Annotated in this window: 15 protein-coding genes; 3 read left to right on the top strand and 12 right to left on the bottom strand. The window is 42.4% G+C overall.

All coding sequences use genetic code 11. The features are described from left to right. Positions 1-453 precede the first annotated feature (453 nt). From BS333_RS16170 to BS333_RS22220, 6 genes are all read right to left on the bottom strand, one after another. On the bottom strand, positions 454-843 hold the full coding sequence (locus BS333_RS16170; protein WP_021710050.1) for a carboxymuconolactone decarboxylase family protein: 390 nt from the start codon (positions 841-843) through the stop codon (positions 454-456). Positions 844-900: 57 nt separating this feature from the next. After that, positions 901-1,257, bottom strand: a complete 357-nt coding sequence (locus BS333_RS16165; RefSeq protein WP_021710049.1) for a MerR family transcriptional regulator — start codon at positions 1,255-1,257, stop codon at positions 901-903. A 455-nt stretch (positions 1,258-1,712) separates the two neighbouring features. Continuing rightward, entirely contained in the window at positions 1,713-2,420 is a 708-nt protein-coding gene (locus BS333_RS16160; RefSeq protein ID WP_021710048.1) for a 2'-5' RNA ligase family protein, read from the bottom strand. Positions 2,421-2,966: 546 nt separating this feature from the next. Continuing rightward, positions 2,967-4,160 (bottom strand): acetate/propionate family kinase, encoded by a 1,194-nt coding sequence (locus BS333_RS16155; protein WP_021710047.1) that lies wholly within the window; start codon positions 4,158-4,160, stop codon positions 2,967-2,969. A gap of 448 nt (positions 4,161-4,608) precedes the next feature. Then, complete coding sequence (locus tag BS333_RS16150; protein WP_021710046.1) at positions 4,609-6,516, bottom strand: DEAD/DEAH box helicase; 1,908 nt, start codon at positions 6,514-6,516, stop codon at positions 4,609-4,611. Positions 6,517-7,021: 505 nt separating this feature from the next. After that, the gene (locus BS333_RS22220; RefSeq protein ID WP_033003867.1) at positions 7,022-7,363 is read right to left on the bottom strand and encodes a hypothetical protein; all 342 of its coding nucleotides are present in this window, start codon (positions 7,361-7,363) and stop codon (positions 7,022-7,024) included. A 284-nt stretch (positions 7,364-7,647) separates the two neighbouring features. Here BS333_RS22220 and BS333_RS16140 point away from each other — a divergent pair, with 284 nt between their 5' ends. Then, on the top strand, positions 7,648-7,863 hold the full coding sequence (locus BS333_RS16140) for a hypothetical protein (RefSeq protein WP_021710044.1): 216 nt from the start codon (positions 7,648-7,650) through the stop codon (positions 7,861-7,863). A 267-nt stretch (positions 7,864-8,130) separates the two neighbouring features. Here BS333_RS16140 and BS333_RS16135 read toward each other — a convergent pair whose 3' ends face one another. The 5 genes from BS333_RS16135 to BS333_RS16115 form a co-directional block, all read right to left on the bottom strand. Continuing rightward, positions 8,131-9,459 carry an McrC family protein gene (locus tag BS333_RS16135; RefSeq protein WP_021710043.1) on the bottom strand — a complete coding sequence of 443 codons (1,329 nt, stop codon included), beginning with the start codon at positions 9,457-9,459 and terminating at the stop codon, positions 8,131-8,133. Positions 9,460-9,461: 2 nt separating this feature from the next. Then, positions 9,462-11,441, bottom strand: a complete 1,980-nt coding sequence (locus BS333_RS16130) for an McrB family protein (protein WP_021710042.1) — start codon at positions 11,439-11,441, stop codon at positions 9,462-9,464. Positions 11,442-12,031: 590 nt separating this feature from the next. After that, the gene (locus tag BS333_RS16125; protein ID WP_021710041.1) at positions 12,032-13,168 is read right to left on the bottom strand and encodes an HNH endonuclease signature motif containing protein; all 1,137 of its coding nucleotides are present in this window, start codon (positions 13,166-13,168) and stop codon (positions 12,032-12,034) included. After that, complete coding sequence (locus BS333_RS16120) at positions 13,165-13,872, bottom strand: OmpA family protein (RefSeq protein ID WP_021710040.1); 708 nt, start codon at positions 13,870-13,872, stop codon at positions 13,165-13,167. The genes BS333_RS16125 and BS333_RS16120 overlap by 4 nt, the downstream gene beginning before the upstream one ends. 2 nt (positions 13,873-13,874) lie before the next feature. Beyond that, entirely contained in the window at positions 13,875-15,626 is a 1,752-nt protein-coding gene (locus BS333_RS16115) for a hypothetical protein (protein WP_021710039.1), read from the bottom strand. A 634-nt stretch (positions 15,627-16,260) separates the two neighbouring features. Between BS333_RS16115 and rnb the strand changes: the two genes are divergently transcribed. Both rnb and BS333_RS16105 read left to right on the top strand, forming a co-directional pair. Continuing rightward, complete coding sequence (rnb, locus tag BS333_RS16110) at positions 16,261-18,264, top strand: exoribonuclease II (RefSeq protein ID WP_021710038.1); 2,004 nt, start codon at positions 16,261-16,263, stop codon at positions 18,262-18,264. Between the two features lie 91 nt (positions 18,265-18,355). Next, positions 18,356-19,150 carry a helix-turn-helix transcriptional regulator gene (locus BS333_RS16105; RefSeq protein ID WP_021710037.1) on the top strand — a complete coding sequence of 265 codons (795 nt, stop codon included), beginning with the start codon at positions 18,356-18,358 and terminating at the stop codon, positions 19,148-19,150. 130 nt (positions 19,151-19,280) lie between these two features. On the opposite strand, the gene BS333_RS16100 is transcribed toward BS333_RS16105, so the two are convergent. Further along, a complete protein-coding gene (locus BS333_RS16100) occupies positions 19,281-19,634 on the bottom strand; it encodes a DUF3024 domain-containing protein (protein ID WP_021710036.1) in 354 nt (117 codons plus the stop codon). Between the last annotated feature and the right edge of the window lie 46 nt (positions 19,635-19,680).

The raw sequence follows: 19,680 nt of genomic DNA, 5'->3' as shown, positions 1-19,680 counted from the left end.
ACAGCGTATTAACCACTTCCGCTGTTTCGTAGCATAACGCACCTTTCATGGATTCACTTACGTTCATCATACTGACTACCTAGCACTTACCCGATTCACGTGGTTATCAGGAGGATCTGCCTCTCACGATTTCGATCCCGAGCAATTTAAAATTGCTCTTCGTTACATTGTCCGAGCCGCTGCTTTATTCAGGCTCGTAGGTTCATCTGGTGATACAGATGGTTCATTCATAAAGCGATGAACAACGCTTCATACGACTTCAGGTCGCACGGACAAAATCTCGTTAGGCTTTCTACTCTATTTAGGCTGGTAGGTATTAGCAAAAGTATTGAAAACTTCTTCATAAAGTACCTTTTTGAGTACATAAAGAGACCGCCACGGTGGACGGTCATTTACAATAAAGCTATTTATGCATACAAATGAGTTTACGTTCAATACGCCCACATAGACAACTTAGCTATTGTGATTTGCCGTTCGTTCAGCAAGCACTTCTTTGAACGCGAACATCCCATTCAGTGCAGCAGGAAAGCCAGCGTAACCAGACATCTGAATTATTACTTCCTTGATCTCTTCTTCATTGCAACCCACATTAAGCGCCGCATTCAGATGCACTTTAAGTTGTGGGGCACAGTTACCTAGTGCTGTTAACGCTGCCACTGTCGCAATCTCACGTGATTTCAAATCTAAGCCTTTTCGCGCATAGATATCACCGAAAGGATATTCAATGGTGTATTTAGCCAAATCAGGGCTTATATCTTGCAAGCTATCGATAACATTTTGCCCTGCTTCACCATCAATCAGTTCAAGTAGTTCTAGACCTTTTTCAAAACGTGACACTTCCATTATATTACTCCTATGTGTTGATAGGAGTGTAAAATACAAATTAGAGTTCACTCTAAGTCAAGAGACTTTTCCATCTTTATACAGATCAATTTTATATTCCAAAGCCGAAAGGTGGGATTGTTGTTGCTCTATATGCGCTTTTAACCTTTGTTGATGTTGTTCTAGTAAGGCTTGACGCTCAAGTACCGAATTATTTCCCAGCTCTCTTAGCCGAGCATATTCTAATATCTCTTCGAGTGGCATAGCCGTTTCTTTCAGGCGAATCACAAACCCAACCCACTTTACGTCTTTCTCGGTATAAACTCGGTGGCCACTAGTGTTGCGCTGAACATTTTTAAGCAAGCCGATTTTTTCATAATACCTAAGAGTATAATCAGACAAACCTACCAAGTTAGAAAACATCTTAATGTTCATTTTTACTTCCTTCATCACAGGCGGATTGTACATTCAAGCCTAAACAATTTTGTCTGGAAACGAGCAATGATACCCACTTTTCACTCTTTATTAAAAAATGAGCATGAGATTAGCTATATTTGGTCAAAGGTCGATCAATTAGGAACATAGGTTTCTTGACTAAAACAACAATGAAGCAGATCCGAACTAGGAGGCACTTTGTTAAAAATTGCCACATGTAAAACTTCAGCTCTATGAAGCCTCTGGACATTTCCGCGTCAGTGACTTTGCTAAATTAGCAATTTATGAATAACTACAGGTATGGAGAGTCACTAACTTGGTGCCATACGTGAATAGACCAGTTCAAGGCGCAATGCCCTTCGATCATCATCGAATAATTTACTTAATAAAGTAGCTTCGGGCTTGCTCAACACTCGGGATTTAACGTTGGCTTCGCAACGCTTAATCCTTATTTGTTATACGCGTGGTTGGTCTGTCACTGAACCATTAGCCAGAGACTTCGTGACTGCCAAGTTCTGATACCAGTTATTAAACACCAACTCAAAGTCATTCAGAACGATGCTACCAAAGTCATAATTTCGATACTGCTGACATAACTCCAAAAGTTGCTGATCATTGTTAATTGGGTTCTTAAAACGAATGAGAGAGCTGTGGGCTGTTACTAATTTATAGCGGCTATCAAAAGTTACCCTTAATCCCGCGTCACTTAGCTGAGTCCTAAGTTTATGCCTGAACTGCTCTAAAGAGTTACTCGTAGGAAAACCTTGAAGCACAATGCAATTGGGTGATGCACTAACGCCACGGTAATGTATTTCAATCGGTTGTATTGTGTTCAACACCGAGAGAAATGTGTCAGCATACACCTGAATATTGATTTCGTTTAGATCGAAGTCTGGAACACATGAAATTATCGATAAAACTGTAAGATGAAGCTCATCAAGCGGATGATAATATTGATTAGGTTCAATTTCTCGCACCGCTTTCTGAAAATTGGTAATTTCATCAAGTATGACGCTGTTACCCTGATTTAAATACGCTAAAGCTGTGATACCTCTACGAGTGTCATTGGCGACATCTAATAAATGAAAATCGAGCTCATAATCGTTGTGAGTGGATGCCAACTCAAACCTTTGCCACATTTGATCATAGATACTCTGAATCATCATTTCCTCGAAAGCGTATAACATTTTAATATCGTGCAGGCACGAATTCATACTTTCAGCATATCCCAAACGCCTTACTTAACCAACTGAAAAATAAGAGTATAATACAGTATAAATCCGGTTTTCAGTTGTAAACCGTGCAAACACACATTGCTTACTATTCAAGGCATGTTATCACTGATTAGTTATCGACGATTCAATAACTTAGATACACGTTAAACAACGTATTCGTGCGTAGTTGTGTTTGAAGATCAGTATCTAGTAGGTTAGAACTTTAGGCATGAGGAAAAGTAAGGTAAATTCCTGAGTTTGAACCTGAGTTCAATCCCTATCTGGCTCATTTCGGGGCATAAATAATTTACCACTAACCTCGTAAGTGGTGAGTAAGGTAAGCAAAAAGCAAATGAGCTAATAATGGTTAAGCGGCCAAGCACATTCATAGTCATAGTCATAGTCATAGTCATAGTCATAGTCATAGCTTATCCACATATGAGATCAAAAAAGCGAGCACTGGTCTCGCTTTTAACTACTTGATTTTAAAATCTATTAAATAAGTTCAACCGACTGCTGTGCAATGACCCATTCTTCATTAGTTGGGATCACCAAAGCTTTGGCGCCGAGAAGCTTCGAAGTAGCAATGACACCCGATTGTCCAAATCTTGCCGCTTCGTTGCCTTTTTCGTCTTCAACAAAACCAAGCAGTTTTAGATGCTTAATGATCTCACGTCGGATCGGTAAGGAGTTTTCACCGATGCCACCGGTAAAAATGATCCCATCAAAGGAGTCCAACGCCGCTAAGTACGAAGCAATGTATTTGGCAACACGATAAGTGAAGACTTGAAACGCCAACGTTGCCCCTTCATGCCCTTCTTCCATGGCTTCTAAAATGCCGCGCGCATCACTCGTTAATCCTGATACACCAAGGAATCCGGACTCTTTATTGAGCGCGTTGAAGACCTTTTCCTGCGACCAGCCTTTTTTAAGCAAGAATTCGATAATGCCAGGGTCCAGATCTCCACATCGTGTGCCCATCATCAAGCCTGACAGAGGTGTAAAGCCCATAGAGGTATCAATCGACTCACCGTTATTGATCGCACATACAGATGCGCCATTGCCTAAATGCACAGAAATAAAGCTCGCCTGCTCTGCGGGTTTGTTGAGCATTTTTGCTGCTTCACGGCTAACAAAGTAATGGCTTGTTCCGTGGAATCCATAACGACGAATGCCAAAGTCAGTGTACAGTTCGTTGGCAATAGCCCCAGTGTAGGCCCGCTGCGGCATGGTTTGGTGGAAAGCAGTATCAAACACAGCAAATTGCGGTAAAGAAGGAAAAGCCTCCATAGCGGCTCGGATCCCGATGGCTCCGGCTGGGTTATGCAATGGCGCTAAGTCGGCAAGTTTTTCTATTTCAGTGGTCACTTCTTCCGTTATTCGTACTGTTTGAGTAAATTTCTCTCCACCATGCACAATACGATGCCCGACAGCAACGAGTTTTGCTGCTAGGCCAAGCTTTTCGGTTAAACCAACCAATTGACTGATTGCGATTTTGTGATGATTCCCTTCACCAGTAAGAGCAACTTCCTCTTTATTTCCCTCGAACTTCCAACTCATGCGAGCCTCAGCAAGACCAAAGCATTCCCCAAGGCCGCTCAAAACCGCCTCACCCGACTGTGAATCAATGACTGCAAATTTTAAAGAAGAACTACCGGAGTTAATCACCAGTACGTAGGAATTAGACATTTCACGTTTCCCGTTATCAAACCAAGATGTTGGCACTTAAATGTGAGCTAGGCTGCCTCAAAAAACAACCTCTAACAGAAGGCATTATTCAATATTTTTTGAATTATTCAACAAAACCTTAGTTTTTGATCATGATAGCTATGGTTTCATTGATCCAACTCAATTGTCTTTACCTCAATGTGCTTGGGTATATCCACCAGCGACATCTGGAGCAATACCAGTGAATCAAGCTTTGGCTGTTAACCCTGCTCAATAGTTTAGCTGATGATGAAATAAACGGCTTAAGTATGAGGTAAGTATTCGATAAGTTTGATTAAGGGTGAAACGTGTGGATGAGGTCTAAACGGATAAGCTAAGTCACAAACAGTGCCATAGCAGCTCAGGTAACAAGCATAAAAAAACCGAGCGCAATGCTCGGTTTCTAAATTTATTTTAAGGTAGTAGCAAATTATGCTTCTGGAGTGCGACGACCACGGCCGTGCCCACGTTCACCACGATGTGCGCCACGGTGGTCACCACCACGGTTACGATCGAAACGACGCTCACCACCTTCACGATTACCATCGCGGTTACCATCGCGGTTGCCGTCACGGTTACCACGGAAGCCACCTTCACGACGACCGCCTTCACGGTTCCCACGGTAGCCGCCACCGTCACGACGTCCGCCATCGCGACGACCACCGCCATCACGACGACCACGAGACTCGCGGAAATCATCAAAGTCACACACTACCGCACCCACTTCTTTTTGACGGATACGCAGTTTGCTTAGTTTAGTTGCCGCTTCAGAGCTCATTGCTTTAGGAAGCTGAACAAACGTATGACCTTGAGCCAGTTTGATTGCACCGATAGAACCTTTGCCTAGGCCAAGTTCGTTAGCAAGTGCACCAACAATGTCTTTCACTTGAACGCCTTGTTCACGGCCTACTTGAAGTTGGTATGTATCCCAATCTTGGTTGTTTGCCGCACGACCGCCGCCTTCACGACGCTCTTTACGACGTTGCTTATCACGCTCAATCGCTTCAATCATTGGGTCTTCGCCAATGTAGAATAGAGGACGCTTACCTTGCTGACGCTTAAGCAGCATTGCAGCTAGAGTCGCAGGCTCGATGTCGAGTGTCGTTTGCAGCTTTTCTACAAGCTCAGCAAACTTATCCAGTGACTTGTGCTCTTTCTCAGACTCAAGTTCTGCAGCCAGTTTGTTCAAACGAGCTTCAGCCACTTTGTCACGTAGAGGAAGTTGGATTTCTTCCATTGAAGACTTAGTCACACGCTCAATCGTACGAAGCATACGGATTTGGTTAGTACGAACCAATAGGATCGCCTTACCTTTACGTCCAGCACGGCCAGTACGGCCAATACGGTGGATGTATGATTCAACATCGAACGGGATATCGTAGTTAAATACGTGAGTAATACGAGGAACGTCCAAGCCACGAGCAACAACGTCAGTCGCAACTAGGATATCGATCACACCTTGTTTGATGTGGTCAACAGTACGCTCACGTAGAGACTGAGGGATATCACCGTGCAGTGCCGCCGCTTTAAAGCCACGAGCAGAAAGCCAATCAGCAAGACGCTCAGTGTCTTGACGTGTACGTACGAATACGATTGACGCATCAGTTTCTTCAGTTTCAAGAAGACGAGACATCGCTTCATCTTTCTCTACGCCTTTTACTACCCAGAACTGTTGTTGAACTTTATCAACCGTGTGGTTTTTACCCGCAACGTCAACAGTGATAGGATCACGTAGGAAACGCTCAACAATGTTTTTCAGCATTGGAGGCATTGTCGCTGAGAATAGAACGCGCTGTGCAGAAGAAGGGGCGTGTTCCATGATCTCTGTAACGTCGTCAACAAAGCCCATGTTTAGCATTTCGTCTGCTTCATCAAGAACGAATGTGTGAACTTCGTCTAGGTGTAAACGTTCGCGGTTGATCAGGTCTTGAACACGACCAGGTGTACCAACAACAACGTGAGCACCGCTTTTCAGAGCACGCATTTGATCAACGATAGATGCACCACCGTAGATTTCTAATACTTTAAGACCTTTGATATTTTTACCAAGGTTTTTCATCTCTGCCGCAACTTGAATAGCAAGCTCACGAGTTGGAGCAAGAACGATAGCTTGTGGCTTACGTTGATCAAGTTCGATTTTGTTTAGCAATGGCAAAGAGAATGCAGCCGTTTTACCAGTACCCGTTTGTGCTTTACCCAGCGCGTCTGACCCTTTTAGCAGATGCGGGATAGCCGCAGCCTGAATTGGAGTTGGAGACACGAAACCCATTCCGTCTAGAGCAGAAAGGATAGAATCATTCAGTGATAGTTCGCTGAATTTAGTAACAGAATCTTGCATTGGGATCCTACTTAATTAAACAAAAAAACAGTCCCATATGCTCTTCCAATTCGATACTGATTCATCTGATTTACCCAACAGGTTCAGACAAGAATTAGTACAGTACACAACCGCGATAAGCCATTAGGGACGACTAAGGGACGCGGATTATTCCTCAAATGCACAAAAAAAGCTAGAAAAAATTGAATTACATCACAATTTATTCTCACCAATCGCACTTTTAGCATAAATTTTCAACGTCCAACCATATTCTATAAAGAAAAGTACACTATTTACTTAAGCTAACTCTTACCTAACATACATGAGTAATTTTGTGTCCTTTAGGTAGTAATCATAGTTCGCAATGATTATAGTGTGTGCAACTCAACTGGTAAGTTAAATTAAAGATGTTTAAAGGTAGCCTTTCGGTGCTTGAACATCGATTCTGGCCCTCATCAGCGTCACCGTAAGGGCCTAGTTTTAACGAACTTCACCGCATCAGATTAACTTCCGTTAACCTTTCATATCATTCCTCAATAGAGAAGAAAACCACTGTTGGCCAACCTCCACTCTTTAGCCGCCCTGGCCCCTGAACAATACATTCAACCTGCTCATCAACCGTTAAAGCAGCGGGGAATTGATTCTCTGGTAAATATTTATCCACCCACCAATAACCAAAGCCTTGATCCAGCCAGAGTGTTACTTTTGCACCATCATCGAAAGTAAATGTCATTGTGCGCGCATGAGGTAATTGATATTTTGGTTTTGTCTCAAACGTTATATCAAGCTGTGTTTTCTCAATACAGCGGTTTACGACTGCTGCTCTTGCATCATCAGATGACCAATTATCTTGAACAGATTCAGGCAAATATCCCCCATCCTGCAGTCTGCCCGTAATTATCGAAGCCTTACAATCCTTGTAGTGTTCCAGCAACGCCCAACAGCATTTAAACACAAACTAAAAGGTAACGGGGCAGCCAAATATCTGTCACAGTACTCAACCTCAACGATCTGATGTGTCTGCATTTTCTTCAACAACAAATCAGATGCCTTCAGTACTTTACTCCGAACGGTTTTCGCAAATTTAGAGCCCTTTAATTAAGATTCGCTTAATTTCCTCTCATTATCCAACTCTGGTTAACAGGTATCTTCATGCTGTCACTGATTGAGATATTGGATATCAAATATATCGTGGAGCAAAGTCATCGTTGGGTAAAGCAAAAAGCTCGGCAAGCACTTGGTTGGAAGTCGTTAGAAGGTGCGACAGCCAGCCTTTATGGTCGAGAGTTGTGGACGATATTGAAGCGTGGTCAGACAGAGATAATTGGAGAAGCCGCCTATGAGCAACTTCATGCACTAGCAGGATAATTTGGTCTATAAAATGGCTCTGCCACGTCTTTATCAGAGTTTGCGACAGAGCACTATAAAGTGGTGCACCACTCACACGCTCTAAGCCGCGTGATGACAGAATATCGACAATGCAATGGCGAAACGTTTTCATCGTTATCCTTGAAACAAATCAAAAGAAACACTAACAAAAGCCCCAAAGTAATTCAGAGCTCAGGGTTTAATCAAAATTCAAACAATCTAGGAGGCACTATATAACGCAAATCGATAACGATACATTTCACAAGCTTATGTTCTAACGTGTATCGACTTGAAGACAGACGTACTTTTGACATAGTCATGTGAGGGCCATATAACCCGACTATTCCCCTCAGGGCTCATCACAAACGGCACTACCCAGAGCTTTAATGAGTCACTAAAATCAAAGCTGTGCTCAATAGGCTTAATGAAGTTTTCGTGTGCTGGGTATATCAAGTAGAGAACTCCACTTCCCTTCAGGTATTTATGCCCATAGGCGAACATCTGATACATATCAGATTGGGATATGCCATAGTTATGAGCGTCAAGATCTAACAGCTTCCATTTGGTATCGAGAACCACTTGCGGTTTATCCGGTAGAGTCATCAATAGATCAGGCTTCAGTTGAAAGTGTGCATGTTGGTTGTGCTTCACCAAATGCTTTGAACTAGCTTGAGTCGTCAGTTCCACATTTTCCGGAAGGTTCGACTTCAACACCGATGCTACATAACTCTCAAATACAGCTTCCATCGGAAACATTAGTGACAAGGCGCTGCTCTCACCTTTCATACTAAGAGGTGAGAAACCCTCTAATATCAATTGTGCCCATGCTATCGGGGCGTGATAATTAAGCATGCTTCGATCGAGCTTAAGCGCACTCAAATCTTTCTTAACTGACTTTGAAACAGGCACATCCACAAATGCGAACTGGAGCTCTCTTAATAAGCGTTGATTCGATGGAGAACGAGTATATGCCACTAGTTTATTTAGTGCAGTAGTGATCAAGCGGTTAGCTGGTCGATTGATGAGATATTCATCATAGTCGACATAAAATTTATGTTGATTAATCAGGTTACGTCGCAATTGCTGACCAACCAACAATTTACCCTTTTGATAGTTAAGATTGTCAGCTTGCGTTACATAGTCACTTTTAAGTCCCCTTTTCACTAACCGATTGACCGATTGTAAAAACTGCTCGATAAACACTTCTAACAACGGCATTTTTTTACTGGCAATCGAGGCTTGATCTGAGGCGACGTAACGAAAAGAGCCTAAGTGCTGCAACATAATCAGCAGCATCTGGCGAGACTCGCTTATTGCTGTTTCTCGATCGGCAGCCTTGCGACCTGTTTTCGGCAACACTTCAATATGCTCACCTGTAGGTGTAAATAATACACCTACATAGTTTTTCACTTGAATGAGCTCATACCCATGGCGCTTCGTTAAGCCTAAACACTTACTGGCTTCTGATTCGTTAGCGCTCAAGCACACTTCTTTTAAATACTCGAAAGCACTTTTTGAAATAAGCTCAGCGCCTAATTCATCACAAGCCGATTGCTCAAAGCTCAAATAGCCATATTCAAATACCGTTGTATGCATGGCTACTGCTCTGTCACCATTTCATGACCAATTTTAACCCCTTGGATTTCGTCCGAAGTTTTGGATGCTTTTGAGTAGAGACCTATATAGGACTCAGCATCATACCAAACCTCATCAGCCTTATCTGCCAACGTATACTTCACAACTGATTGTCCATACTGATCGAGATTGTGTTCAGCACCGAACAAGGCACTAAGCTCTTGCTTTGTATGGCTATGTTCTTTGATGAACTGTTTTTCTGGCGTTTTTTGATTATCTGCAATCACTAAACGGATCTTGCTCCAATCCTCAAAAAAGTACTCTTCCAATAAAGGAATAATCTTATTTTTAAATACTGACTGAAGCTCAAAAAATGCCAAGTCTTGCTTGTCTTGTTCGACGAGCGCCTTCACCGGCATGAAAAACGCATGACCCAGCGTGTGTTCACGATCATAGAGGATTTCGATACGCTGATTCAGAACGTCGAGTAAACGCTGTAAATCAATGCCCTTCACTACTGCACCCGTAAGTAACTCAGGTTTTGGCATCATTTCTACGAAATCAAAGCGACGGCGAAGCGCAGTATCCATCATGGCTAACGAACGGTCAGCAGTATTCATCGTACCGATGATATTTAGATTATCCGGCACCGAGAATGGCTTACCAGAATATGGCAGTGTTAGCTCTAACGCTTCTTCTTGGCCTTTACGCTTAGAAGGTTCGATCAAAGTAATCAACTCACCAAATACTTTTGAGATATTGCCTCGATTAATTTCATCAATCACAAGCACAAAACTCTTCACTTCTTTTGTTTCTACCACTGGTTCAGTGGGCAGATTATAGGTCTTAACTAAATGTTGGAGTATTGCTTTAACATAGGATGGATTATAAAACTCTTTTGCATCTGCTCCTCCATAAAGCTTACGAATACTATCAATCGATACAGGGTATCCGTTGCCTAAATCTTCGTGAGATGTCTCATGAGGAAAAGCCCTAAATGTCGTATTGCCGTGGTATTGAATGTCAAGCATCTTGCCGCGTTGTGTGCTCAATGATAGCGATACGCCCTCCTCCAGTTCACTTTTGAGCGCTTCAATTGCGATTTCAAGCGGGTCATTACTTTGCTCTACGCCTCGGCTAGCTTGCTCGCATATTTCCTTAAAAATACCTGATTTCACTTCATATGAAATCTGACCATCAATGGAAGACGCCGCGAGTCCTTCAACAAACTCTTCATAACCATAGCTTTGATGGAAAGTGACAAAACGGATACGTTTCTCACTGATAAGGCGATCATACTCAGCTTTTAGCGCGTCTCGGCTATGCCAAATAAATTGTGGCTCTGCTGCTTTCACTGCCGCTTCGATCGTATGATAGGTTTTGCCTGTCCCCGGAGGGCCATAAAGGATTTGGTTTAATGATGATGGCTTGTATGCATCCATAAAGTTCACTTGCGTATTATCTGATTTTTCTTTTGTAACTGTCGAAATACCAATTTCTTCGCTTACTCGGTCATAGGAAAGCTCAAAAGACTTAATTGCATCATTGCTCCATTGAACAAGTTGTTCAAAGTCCATCGCTAAGGTTTCTTCGTGACTTAAGCATTTTACGATGGGCGATTGATAATAACTTCCTCTTATGCTCTCATACTTTTCTACCAAGGGTTTTGGTGCGTTTACCGTGTCTATCTTTACTGCGAATTCATCCGTTGATATGTGCACTGTGTAGGCGAGATGATCTGGAGAGTTTTGCGTAGGATAAATTTTTGCCCATAAGTATGAGGAAAAGTGACCACCTTGATTCACGGGACTTTTTCGAAGTTTCACTTTGCCTTCTGGAAACAGACTTTCCTTAATTGCATTCGCCCAATCCTCGACGATCTCGTAGGCTCCTTTAAGTTCGGGAAAGTCTTTTTGTTGCTCCACATTATTTTTGTCTCTTTTCTTCCCATGCCATTTTTCAATGAGGTCGACATGACGCTGAGTAAACTGTAATTTTTCCATTTTCACACTCAAGAAAAAGCACGCTATTTTGCGTGATTATATATTCATCAATTGGCCATTAACCACGGCCTTCCTTGTTTTCTTCGCAGCCTTAGCAAGCGCTTCAGCTTCCTTACGAGCCTGTGCAATACGCTCTAGCATGACAATGAATCCGACCATGTCGGCATATAAGCGGTTAGTGATTCGGCAATTAAGTCTAATGACTGCGGATCATTAACAGTATCTTGCAATTCACTGCGCAGAAAATCATGACCAAAACATTGGATATAGCGCTAGGCTTCGCTCAGTTTAGCGGCTACATCTTTATTGGCTTTTTTGGCTTCAATGACGCCGATAGGTTTGAGGTCGACAAACAGAATGTAGTCTGCATACCCTAGTTTCAAGTTTCATCTTTTCCTGTTGGCCATTCCGCAATCGCCATGTTATGACCTGCTTGTGGGCGGGCACCTTTTGAAAATACTAAGTTTACGCTGTCTGCATCCCACCCCGCTTTGCGCAGCTGGCGATCAATTAATCATCTTTTGAAAGCTTCCACGCATGATTGACAGTAATTAATCTTTCGATAATTTCTTCTAGTTTTATCTGCATTATTAGTACCGCAAGTTATGTGCTTGTGATTTATAGTCATTTAAAAAGTCACTCACACTCACAACCTGCCAACCATTTTTAAATCCATCTTCAATATCATTGGCCGAAATTGCGACACCAAATTTGTGCTTCGGCCACGCAAGTTCAAGCCGTGCAGCTAACCCTCCGAAACTGTCTTCAACAAAATAGTTAATATCGGGGAGTTTCAGATACGCTTGTCGACAAGCATGCAATACGCCATGTACACCTGGATCTGAGTAATCAAACAACTCTTGCCACTCACCGAGGTCATCAAGTAAACCTTGCTGTTTACGCAAATCGTTAATTGTTTGACGCTCTCTATGGCTAAGAGCCATATGCTCATGCATAGGTTGTTTGCTGTGACAGTCGATACACAGTGCACGAAGGTTTGACGGCCTGTTATCTGATTTAACACCATTAACATGATGAACATGCACAAGCGCACGGTTAGAACGCATGTTCACTTTACATTCTTCACACTCAAAGTTCTTTTCTACACGATAGTGGGAGGATATTTTTGACCAATCATCGCTGTAGCCACTCTCAGCGGTCTCAGCTAGACGAGACGGCATATGCGGAAAGAAAGAGCTATAGGTAGCAAAGAATTCTGGCATATCAAATTCATTGAATATCTTCGAACGATGACCGCCACTGCTATAGCCCTTATAATTCAATTGCCCTAAGCATAATTTGCAGATGTTTAATCTTGCATAACCCTCTTCCTTACTTTGACCATAATACCCGCTACCAGATATAGGAAACTCACCGGATGTATCATTGATAACTACATATCTTTCAAATCGCCCTTCTGCACGCATAGATTTCAACTTAGAACAATCAGCCACATGATATTTATTGCCAGTTGATGGGTTTTTAATAACTGACTGAACGGCGCTACCATGGTCTTTTATATACAGGAGAACTTGTCTTCCTTGATAGCTTAGTAAACCAGAATCAATATCAACATCTTTGAGCTCTACGTCTTTGCCCTGAGCAAGCTCTATATCTATTTTGCTTTTTTCAGTGATTTGATGGTCCCAGACAAATACGCCTTTCTTTTCTGGCTCCATCATTTCTATGGCCCCCATCAGAGAGCGAAGATTAAGCGTCAGCTTCATTCCGCCCCCAAAATCTTCAAGATTTGCTCTTCAGCATTAGTTATCACGCGAAAAGACACACGACGAGAATGTTTTTCGTCTTCTGCACCATCTTTAACAACTGCTTTAGATGAAGAATACCCTACTGCCGCTACGTTATTTTTTACCCAGCCATAATGTTGTTCACGAACATCATCAAGCTTCATTACATAGCCAAGTACTGCACGCGTCCGTGACTGTGATAAACGCATGTTATTGAAGTAAGCCTCGTAATCGCTAGAATCGTGATTCCAACGGCTAGAGGTATGCCCTTCAATTTTAATCTCTTGAATAATCGGCTTGTACTGCTCTAATACTTCAAGGTAACGAGGAAAGAAATCATTCAAAATTACCTGAAATTGCTGAGTTAAATTCGCCTTACCATTTCCGAACAGTACTTCAGGTGAAGTAAAGTTGACACTCAACGTATCTCGATCAATTTCAGCCCCCCACGTATCAAGATCTTTAGCAAACTCTTCTAGCAACGCAATATAGATGGCCTGCTGGGTTTTCTGATAAGTTTCTGCGACTTCTTTTATTTTGTCACGCTCAACCATAGCATCACGCATAAGTGCAACAGAAATGAACAAGAACACCATCATCAAACCCGCCATTAGATCTGATACTGACATCCAATGTTCACCGCTATCACCCGTAGATTTTGTTTTTCCGAATAACTTTTCCATGGTTACACTGCAATTTTACTGTTTACAACATTCGACATTTCACGCGTTAACGCTTGGTAATCGCGGGTAAATTGTTGAGTAATCGTCGCAAGCGCTTCACCCATTTCATTCATGGTTCGGTTGATTTCTTGCTGCATCTGCAGGTCCAATATTTCAACTTGTTTCTCTACCGCACTACCCGTTTGAGCTACGGCCTGAGTAATTTGGTCTTCCAAGCTATCAAAGGTCCGGCGTACAGCTTGTGCTTGAATTTGGAACACCTCTTCTAGAGTCGTTTCTAAGCGATCGTGTAGTTTTTTGATCGCTGATGTCGCTTCTGACTGAATTTCTTTCGTGCTATTTAGTAACTCTTGGTTGGCTTCTTTTAGAACATTGCCTGTTTCTCGTGCATCGTCTTTAATATCGGCAACCAGTACGCGAAGCTGTCCATTCAGCTCAGTAATTGAGTCTTCAAGGTGTTGCCTGATCTGCTCTGTCGTATCAGTTAGATGACTGGTCACATTGCTTAGGCCGCCTGTCGCTGTGCCCACTTGATCTTGGAACGTCGTTGATGCTTCCAATAATTGCCCACCTAACGTTTGAGAGCTTTCAATTAGTTGGCTCGATACATTCTCGGCTCCCGCTTCCAAGTTTGTACGCATATGTTCAACACTCTGAGTCGCAGTCGAACTGAAGTTATCAATAATGTTTTGTGACTCTTGCAGCATTGATTCGTAATGTGTCGAAGCCGCTTTAACTGATTCACCAATTACCGACATGGTATTATCCATTTGCTCGCGAATTTGCGGAATTGCTTCTACTGCTTTATCACGAAGATCTTTAAATGCTTCTAAGCGATGCTCGAGCTCCGTCACTTGACCATGACCTAACTCCATAACTTGATGAAGTTTTTCCATAGTCGCTGGGATGGCTTCTGTACGTTCATTGATGCTAGCTACTGACTTCTCTGTCGAAGATATAGCATCTACACCTAGCTGATACTTCGTGGCCATATCTGCTAGTTGGTCTTTATAGTTTTCCTGCCAATCAACGAGTTTCTTCACTGACTCGTCTAATCGCTTAAAGTTCTCACCAAACTGCTCTGTCAGTTTGTCATTAAACTCAACAATGACTTCTTTCAGTGCATTAATGACCTGCTCTGTAGCTGATTTAGATAAAAGGTCACCGAACTCATCCATCTTTTGCCACAATTTAAACTGGAATTGTTCACTTCCCTCAACTGCTTTTTCCATATGGCGAACTAGTGATTTGTTTCCATCGTTGATATCTACACGCAGGTTTTTAATTTGAGAAGTCAATGATGAATCTTCATCGCCTTTGATCGCAGATAGCAGCTCATTAGAAGCATTCAGTTGAGCCGACATAACAGAGTAAATTTCTTCAGGCCCTATTCCCTTTACTGCATCTTCGCCTTTTTGCGGAATGACTCCAAGAATTGCCTTATAAATAATCGAAGCTGCCATACCAACTAAACTGGTTAAAAACGCAGTCTTCAAACCAGCCAGCAAGGATTCAATGCTGCCATCGATATTGGTCGGCTCAAACTCCATCAAACCCACGACAATACCAGCAAAGGTACCGAGGATACCCAAAGAGGTAAGGATGTTAGTTGTACTTGCCGTAAATCTTGGCGCTTTTCCTAGAAAAGCCAAAATACTAGAAGCGACAAGTAGCAAAAGGATGGTATAGATAAATGCATCTGAGATTGATGCAGCGCTATAGGAAGCAATGATGGAAGCAATAAAGTCAGTCATTTTTTTGAAATCAATTGCATAATGTAAGGATGATTTTTGCGGATTCTACTCACAAAACAAACAGAACACCATTCTTTTTTGATGACGGATTTAAATCGATGTTCAAGTACCATCGGGGAACGTTTACGACACTCTAATTCAAGATTATGAAAATGCTATACCTTAAAATTAAAACCAATCTTTTCAATGGCTTAATTAACACCACTAGTTCAATCTAAACTAGTACCATGCTAAAGTTTATGTTTAAACCCTTTAATGAAGCACTCTGTATTACTATTGAAGGTCATAGATGATTCTAAATATCCTATTTATCTGGAAAATATACAGTTATTTTCATCTGGATTGATTTTAGTGATCTCGTTCAATGCTTTCGATGCCCAAGGATCATAAATTTAAAGTAAGTACACGGTACCTTTCACTTCGACAAATATAGTGAACAACTGAGGTAGTGGCCTAGCCCCACAATGACAGCAATGATTACTATACAATCCAGCATATGCAAAGTAACATGTGACAAAGACAAACTTTCTGAAATTTGTTGCGGCGACCACACAGGCAGAGTAACGCTCTTTTGGGAGATATGCTTTGAAAGACAGCAGCAAGTTAAATAAAAACAAACATATAGAATAGATTAATGTTTCAAGATAATCCGCTATTAAATCAACTTAAGCAGCAAATCCAAGAGACCCTGCCTAAAAAAGAAGGCTCTATTAAAGCAACCGATAAAGGTTTTGGCTTCCTTGAAGTCGATAATAAAACCAGCTTCTTCATTCCACCCGCTTACATGAAAAAGTGTATGCACGGTGATAAGGTTGTTGCCATTATTCGTACGGAAAAAGAGCGTGAGGTCGCTGAGCCACAAGAGCTCCTAGAACAAGCTTTTACCCGCTTTATTGGCCGTATTAAGTTGTTCAAAGGCAAACTCAACGTTGTACCAGACCACCCACAACTTAAAAAGCTGTCTCTAAAAGCAAAATTAACAAAAGGCTTAAAGACCGATGAATTCAAAGAAGGTGATTGGGTTGTTGCCAACCTTGTTCGTCACCCTCTTAAAGATGAGGGTGCCTTTTTGGTTGAGATCACCGAAAAGATCACCGATGCCGATGATAAAATTGCCCCTTGGTGGGTAACGCTCGCTCAAAATGGGTTACCAAACTCAGAGCCTGAGGGGATCGATAACTGGGAACTACAAGACGATGCCGATCTGGAGCGCGTTGATATGACCCACGTTCCTTTCGTCACTATCGATGGTGAGTCAACCAAAGATATGGATGATGCTTTGTATGCTAAGAAAAACGAATCGGGTGATTTTGAGCTGACCATCGCGATTGCGGATCCAACGGCCTACATCACGCCTGACGACAGCATGGATAAAGTTGCTCGTGAGCGTGGCTATACCATTTATCTACCAGGACGTAACATTCCTATGTTACCTCGTGATTTAGCAGACAATCTTTGTTCTCTGCTAGAAGGCGAGACTCGCCCTGCTATCTGTTGTAGCGTTACGGTCAGCAAGGAAGGGGTTATCGCTGATGATATCCGTTTCTTCGCCGCGAACATCCGCTCTCATGCACGACTTGCCTACAATAAAGTTTCAGATTGGCTTGAACATGGGCTAACCGATGAATGGCAACCAGACGACACGATCGCTGCCACAGTGCGTGACCTTTATGCCTTCTCGCTCGCTCGTGCTGAATGGCGTGAAAATAATGCCGTTGTATTCCCAGATCGCCCTGATTATCGTTTTGAACTCAGTGAAGATAATGACGTTATCGCGATTCATGCCGATCTAAGACGCAGTGCTAATCGCCTAGTTGAAGAAGCCATGATTACGGCCAATATCTGTGCGGGTAGAGTGCTTAACGACAAGTTCCAATTGGGCGTCTTTAATACGCACGCTGGCTTCAAAACCGACAAGATCGACGATGTTATTGCGCTTATCAATCCAGAAGCGACATTAGAGTTTACCGCAGAGTCAATCAAGACACTGGAAGGCTTTGCGGCTCTTCGTCGTTGGTTAGCCAAGCAAGATACGCCATATCTCGACAATCGTATTCGTAAGTTCCAAGCGTACAGTGAGGTGGGCAATCAACCTCTTCCTCATTATGCTATGGGCCTTGATATTTATGCTACTTGGACATCACCGATACGTAAATATGGCGATATGATCAACCACCGTTTGCTTAAGGCAATTATCTTGAACAAAGAGCCTGTCCAAAAGCCAGACGATGCGATTGGTGAGGAACTCGCAATACACCGTAAGCATCACAAAATGGCTGAGCGTGGTGTTTCCGACTGGTTATACACTCGTACACTGGCTAACGAACCAGACAACAAAACCTGTTTCATTGGTGAGATTTTTGACATTAATAGAGCCGGAGCACGTGTTCGACTTCTCGAAAATGGTGCATCAGCCTTTATTCCTGGCGCTTTAATTGTCAATAATAAGGAACGAATTGATTGTAACGCTGAAAACGGCACGATTTCCATTGATAAAGAAGTCGTCTACAAGCTGGGAGATACCCTTGAGGTTGTCCTAACTGACGTTAATCAAGAAAACCGAAATATCGTTGCCAAACCGACCCAGATATTTGCTGAACAACCTGCCCCTCAAACAGAAGAGCAAACTGCAAAATAATTCATTGGTTTTGAATACTATAAAGCGCTCGGTTTGAGCGCTTTTTTATTTGCCTAATTCTTTTTATTTTCCTGAGATAAGTGACCTTAAGATGCCAGACATTGATATTCTTCGCTTTCACCGATTCACTGCGAGAAAGACCGAACGTTATAGTGCCACACATAACGGGATCTATCTTGTTGAGGGCGGTCGTTTTCTTTTAAGGCAACCACAAGGGGAAGAGATTGAGCTAAAAGCCGGTGACTTTACCCTATACAATTCTAAGGATCTAAACCGTTCGGAAGCCGCTCCTGGTTATTTTCGCGCTCTTGCACTGGTGTTTGATGCTCACTTATTTACCGAATTTAAATTGGCGCATAAAGACCAACAGATCGAAGATAAACAACGCCACTTCTACCCTTTTTCCATTCAAGATCATTCTGACATTTCACAAATGATCAAAATTCTGGTGCAGCTTGTAGAGAGCAATGCACCGAAGTATGCCCAAAAACACGTGGCACTGGCTCTGTTGTCAATGATGCTCAAAGAGGAGCCAAGAGTGCTCTCGATCATCGATGAGGCCAACAACCTAACGACCTCACAAAAGACCATTAAATATATTGATGTGCACTTAGACAAACAAATTACCTTAGAGACGGTCGCAGCTCACCTTGGCATGTCTATCGCAACGTTAAAGCGTCGACTTGCTGCTGAAGATGTATCGTTTTCTCAAATTTTGAAGATAAAACGCATCAACTACGCCGCGACCCAGTTGCGCATTTCACACAAATCAATTGCGCATATTGCTTTCGAATCAGGCTTTAAAAGTGCGGCACATTTTACGACCGCATTTAAATCGATTAACGCCATGACCCCGAAAGATTTTCGCAATAAGTTAAGAAGTTAAGAAGTTAAGAAACTAATAAGCTAATAAGCTAAGAAACTAATTCAAGTTAAACAGCAGACAAGCCGCTCATTGGGATAACCACACACGGATATTCGATAATAGAAGGCCGAACAACGAACAGTCAAATGCCCTATGACCAAAAACACCCAGATGGGTCAGACTCTAGTAGATCGAGAATATTTTCTAGGTTATTAGTGGTTGGCAGCGCTTGATAGGGAACCCAAGTTAACTCGTCATCACCACTTTTAGGCACATAAAACTGCCAAAGCTGAGACTGGGAGTCATACGATATCTTAGCCACTGGGGAAGTATATTCGCTATGCTGTGAATCCAATAAAAAGTGGGCTTGGTATAGTTCAATACCATCCTCTAACGGTTCATAAAGACATTTCCCCAATTCCACCGATACATTGGCGTTTCGCTGGCCGCAAAGCAGCTCAATTGACTTATATAAGCGACCAATCGCCATTTGAGAAACAGACATAGGTACTCTCCCGTAGGGCAAACCTCTTATGGTTATTGTGTTTAAG

The organism is Vibrio azureus, from assembly GCF_002849855.1.
Lineage (GTDB): Bacteria > Pseudomonadota > Gammaproteobacteria > Enterobacterales > Vibrionaceae > Vibrio > Vibrio azureus.
Note: the sequence above shows the minus strand (reverse complement) of the source record. Positions and strands in the feature narration are given on the sequence as shown.